The organism is Streptomyces sporangiiformans (genome assembly GCF_005768555.2).
Classification (GTDB): domain Bacteria; phylum Actinomycetota; class Actinomycetes; order Streptomycetales; family Streptomycetaceae; genus Streptomyces; species Streptomyces sporangiiformans.
Genome location: NZ_VCHX02000257.1, coordinates 1 through 4716, shown reverse-complemented (window position 1 = coordinate 4716; position 4716 = coordinate 1). Strand labels below are relative to the sequence as shown.

Below are 4716 nucleotides of genomic sequence, written 5' to 3'. Positions count from 1 at the left end.
TTACGGTGGGACAACGAGGGCCTCCTGGCTGCCGGTTGTAGATCTCGCAATCCACACCGAAACCAGGGGCCCTCGCCTCGTTCCGCCCAAGGCGTGTCGCCCGTCACCAACGTCCCCGGACAGCACAGCTAGGGCGGCGTTCAGCGGCCCCACCAAGGCGACTCCAACTGGCCCCAATTCGCGGGTGATTTGTGAACATCAGGCGTTGTGAGGTGGCTCCGAGAGGCGGCTTGATTTGGGACCACCGGCCGCAGATCGGCAACCGGGACAGGCGCAGTTGTCACCGCGCGAGTCCCGGACCTTCGTCAGCGGGAGCAGATCACGGTGACGAGCGTGAAGGAAGCGAAGAAGGGTCCCTCAGAGAGCGAGGCGAACCACCGACGACCACGTGCTTCGTCGATGTGACCATCCTGGATGGCTTGTTGCATGTTGCGGCCGAGTCCCAGCGTGCGATCCGCGTCCTCGAAGTCGACGAAGACCGGTGTCGTGGCCCTCACGGTCTCGATGACGAAGCCTGTTTGCTCCGCGTGACGGGCGAGGCGGCGGCCGATGGTGGCGTGACGGACCACTTCCGAGGTCGTGTAACGCGTGAACGCGCGGCTTGTGTCGAGATCTTCCGCGTCGACCACCAGGGTGTCCCAATCCGGCTCCGCCAGGCCGATCCGTGCTCCTGGCCGCGTGGCCAGGTGGAGTTGTGCCAGCACGCTGGCCGGCTCGGTGACATGCATCAGGACCCGGTCGATCTTGGCCCGGTCCACCGTGCCGGGCTCGACGGGGAGGGCGTGGGCGTCTGCTTCGCGGATCTGGACTGCGGGCAGGTCGCTGGTGCGTCGGCGGGCCTCGGCCAGCATGGCCGGGTCGCGGTCGACGCCAATTACTGTGCCGCTCACGCCGACGCACTCTGCCAGCGTGGGCAGGTCTGTGCCCGGTCCGCAGCCCACGTCGAGCGCGGTCTGGCCCGGCTGGACGTCCAGCAGCTCCATTAACTCCTGCTTGTAGCCGCGGCCGGCGGCGCTGGCCGCGGCTTGCAGCATGTAGGCAGCCGGGTCAGGTCGGGGCGCTCCGAGAGTTGTTGACATGGAGGAAAGTGAAACACGGCCCATGATCCGTGGGCAGCGCCAGTCAAGGGCAGGCTGCTATTTGACGCTGTTGTTCTTGGCCTTCCTCGGACAACGGCAACACGCCAGGGCCCGGCACAACGCTCCCGGGGCGGACGCCGAACACCACGTGGACCGCCGACGGCGTGACAGCTCTGCGAAAGATCACGACGGACCACATTGAGGCGGTAGCCGGCCCGTCCGGACAAGAGCGGCAGAAGGTCGCGGTGAGCCTGCGCAGTCTCTTCAAGGCGCTCAAGCGGGAACGGATGGTCTTCCGGGATCCGACCCGTCAACTGTCGGTCGGCCACCTCAAGGGACTCCCGCAGTCCATGCGCAGTGATCTTCTGGCCGGGTGGATGGATCAGGCCAATACCCCGCTCAGCCGTCTGATCATCGCTTTGGTGGCCATCCATGCGTTGCCCGGTGAAGAACTCCGTACGCTGCTGGCTACCGATTTGAGCCTCGCCCGCGGCACCCTCGAAGTCCGCCGCGGCTTGCTGCGACACACCCTTTACCTGGAGGAGTTCACTCACCGACTTGCCAGCGAATGGCTGGCCTACCGCCACCGGCGCTGGCCAGCCTCAACCAACCCGCACCTCCTCGTCAGCCAGAAGACGGCCCTTGATCCGGACCACCCAACAGTCAGCAGGACTCTGCTCCGAAAGGCTCTGCCCAAGGACGTCACGCTCGTCGGCCTGCGCCAGGACCGCATGCTCAACGAAGCGTTTGCCACCGGCGATCCACTCAAGCTGATGCGGCTCTTCGGGATCACCGCTCAGACCGCCATGCGCTACGTCGCTGCGGCGTACCGGGAGCGGACGGCCCGACTACCCCGTTGACCGCCTGGCTGCTGAGGTGATCACCACGGCGGACCGTCAGCTGGTCTCTTAAGTGGGAGCATCGAGGTGCTCCGCGGGATGAGTAAAGGCGATACAGGGTGCCTGCGGAGCTGTCAGCCTGCCAGCCGAGCTTTCCAGATCTCCTCGCTGGGCCATTGCTGGGCCCAGTCGGCGGAAACTTCTTCGTAGTCCCGCGCACGCTGGGGTGCCTGAATCTCAATCAGATCTTCAACGACGAAGTCGCAGGACCGCAGCAGACGGAGCATCTCACCGTGCGGCAGGATGAACTCCACGTGATTCCCCCAGTCCAGCCGCGTCAGGCCGAATTGGCCGCGGGACAGAGTGGTGGATGCCGGACCCTGGGGCGGTACACACAGCGCGAACAGCGGTGAGTAGCGCGAGAACACCAGCCGGCCTCCGGGAACGAGCAGCCGGGCTGCCTCCGGGATCCACTGGTAGGGGTCGCACCACAGCGAGGCGCCGTATTCGCTGATCGCCAGGTCGAACGTGTTGTCCTCGTAGGGCACCTTTTCGGCATTGCCCAGGACAAGGGGGAAGTCGATGCCGAACTCCGTCTGCATCGCGCGAGCAGTGGCGAGTTGTTTCTCCGAGAGGTCGATCCCGACCGGGTGGGCTCCTGCTCTGGCCAGCCAACCGGAGACGTAGGCAGTACCGCAGCCCAGTTCAATGGTGCGCATCCCTTCGATGCCGTCGGGAAGCACGGAGACCTGCGACTCAGGGGTGGCCCACAATCCCCAGTACGGTTCCACCTGTGCCCAGTGATCACGGGCGAGGGGACCGTGCCACGCAGCCGCCTCGTCATCCCAAAAGCGTCGGTTCTGCTCCACATGGTCCGCCGGGCCGTCATGAATCATGGAGGCATTCGATCGAAGATGCTGCTGTTCCGGCAACGGAATTTCCACGGCGCCAGACTGCCTCGAGACACGCTATCGTTCCAGGTCAGGAGCACTCCTCGCGTTTGTCATCAAGCCTCGGACAGACCACCTCGTAAAAACCCGAGGCCTGACGCCGCACCCGCTTGGCGTGAACCAGCCATCTTCTTGGCGCGAACCTGCCATCGCAGGCCGGCGGGTGTTCCGGCCCACCTACGCTCGGTTCCATCGGCGTGATCCACGCAGATCTCCGCAGGTGTGCCACCGCGCCAGACCGATCGTGGCTCGACCAAGACGGGGCCGGGACGGAGCTGACAATGACCGGCACCCATCCGGACCGAGCCGACGGCCTTGGCGCGGGAATCATCGCCGTACTCGGTGCGTTCGTTCTCAACGGCGCGCTGCTTGGCTCGTGGGCCCCTCGGGTGCCGGCGCTGGCCGCGCAGATCGGCGCGGACGAGGGTGCGCTGGGGCTGTCCCTGCTCGGTGCCAGCGTAGGCATGATCGCCGCTTCGCTTCTAGCCGGCCGGCTGTGCGCGGCGTTCGGCGCTCGCGTCGTGATGACGGTGGCCGGCGTTGCCGGATCCGCAATGCTTCCGGCTCTGGGACTTGCGAGGTCGCCCGCGGCGCTCGGCCTGCTGCTGCTCGTACTCGGCGCAATGGTCGGCGTGATGGACGTGGCGATGAACGTGGCCGGCGTGACAGCGACCCGGCGGACCGGCCGGGCGATCATGCCGCTGTTCCACGCGGCCTTCAGTTTCGGCACGCTGACCGGTTCGGTCGGCGCTGCGGTCGCGGCCGGACAAGGGCTGGCGCCGAGCCATCATTTCGTCATCGTCGCGGTGATCTGCGGCGGCGTCACCATCGGCATCGCCCGCTGGATTCCGGTCGAGGAACTCCTCAGGGTGCCCGCAAAGAGCGGGCGCGCAGGGCGGGCACCGTTCAGACGACCGGCGCTGTGGCTGCTCGGCGGCGTGGCACTGTGCGCCTCGATAGCCGAAGGAGCGACCGCGGACTGGTCGGCGCTGTTCGGTGTGCAGGAGCGCGGTCTCAGCGAGGCCACCGGCGCCCTGATCTACTCGTGCTTCTCGATCACCATGGCGTGCACCCGCTTGTGCGGTGAGGCGATTCAGCGTCGTTGGGGCGCACCACGGATGCTCATCAGGGGTGCGGCGATCGGTGGGCTGGGGCTGACCACCGCGGTCATGGCGCCTTCCCCGGCGCTCACCTTCGCCGGCTTCGCTGTCGCAGGTGTCGGTTTGGCGTACGCGTCTCCCGTCGTCATGGAGTTGAGTGGCGCGGCCGGGCGACGGGCCGATGGGGGCGGTGGTGAGCGCGAGGTCGCGTTTGCGACAACCATTGCCTACAGCGGGTTCTTGCTCGGCCCTCCGATGGTGGGCGGGGTCGCCGAGCTGACCAGCCTGCCGGTCGCGCTTGGCGCTGTCGCGGTGCTCGTGTTGTTGATCGGCCCGCTGACTGTGGCCGCGGGTGCTTTCCGGCGCCGGGAGTTGTCGTCGGCCAAGGAGTCAGCGGCGAACCCAGCCCGGGGCAGAGTGATCCGGCGCAAAATGGGCTAAGCCCGCCGCCACGGTCGTGCAGCACGGCCCCGGCCTGCGAGACCACCCCACGACCGCTGCCCTCAACGCGGACACGCGGGTGCGACCCGATACGCTTCTTCACCTGAGAAGTGCTTCTTCCCACGGCACGATCTGGACCCTCGACAAGTCCTATCGTTCCAGGTCAGGAGCACTTGTCGCGTTTGTGATCAAGCCTCGGACAGACCACCTCGTGAAAGCTCGAGGCTAACTGGCTCTAACAAAAGCTTTGATCTTGTGACCGTGGGCTTGTCTGCTCGTTGGTCTGGTCGTGAGGAAGAGACAGTCG

At 66.4% G+C, this 4716-nt stretch carries 4 protein-coding genes; 2 read left to right on the top strand and 2 right to left on the bottom strand.

Going from position 1 to position 4716, the window contains the following annotated elements:
* Positions 1-305: 305 nt before the first annotated feature.
* Positions 306-1034: a methyltransferase domain-containing protein gene (locus FGD71_RS35470; RefSeq protein WP_240436926.1), complete on the bottom strand. Its 729-nt coding sequence runs from the start codon at positions 1032-1034 to the stop codon at positions 306-308.
* Positions 1035-1243: 209 nt separating this feature from the next.
* Between FGD71_RS35470 and FGD71_RS35465 the strand changes: the two genes are divergently transcribed.
* Positions 1244-1939: a hypothetical protein gene (locus tag FGD71_RS35465; protein WP_240436925.1), complete on the top strand. Its 696-nt coding sequence runs from the start codon at positions 1244-1246 to the stop codon at positions 1937-1939.
* A 113-nt stretch (positions 1940-2052) separates the two neighbouring features.
* Here FGD71_RS35465 and FGD71_RS35460 read toward each other — a convergent pair whose 3' ends face one another.
* Positions 2053-2862, bottom strand: coding sequence for a class I SAM-dependent methyltransferase (locus FGD71_RS35460; protein WP_240436924.1), 810 nt, complete (start codon positions 2860-2862; stop codon positions 2053-2055).
* 287 nt (positions 2863-3149) lie between these two features.
* Here FGD71_RS35460 and FGD71_RS35455 point away from each other — a divergent pair, with 287 nt between their 5' ends.
* Positions 3150-4409: an MFS transporter gene (locus tag FGD71_RS35455; protein ID WP_119104658.1), complete on the top strand. Its 1260-nt coding sequence runs from the start codon at positions 3150-3152 to the stop codon at positions 4407-4409.
* Positions 4410-4716: the final 307 nt, after the last annotated feature.

What these genes read in the sequence shown, in the direction of transcription:
- FGD71_RS35470 (WP_240436926.1), bottom strand. Translation starts at nt 1,034, where the DNA reads ATGCTGCAAGCCGCGGCCAGCGCCGCCGGCCGCGGCTACAAGCAGGAG.
- FGD71_RS35455 (WP_119104658.1), top strand. Translation starts at nt 3,150, where the DNA reads ATGACCGGCACCCATCCGGACCGAGCCGACGGCCTTGGCGCGGGAATC.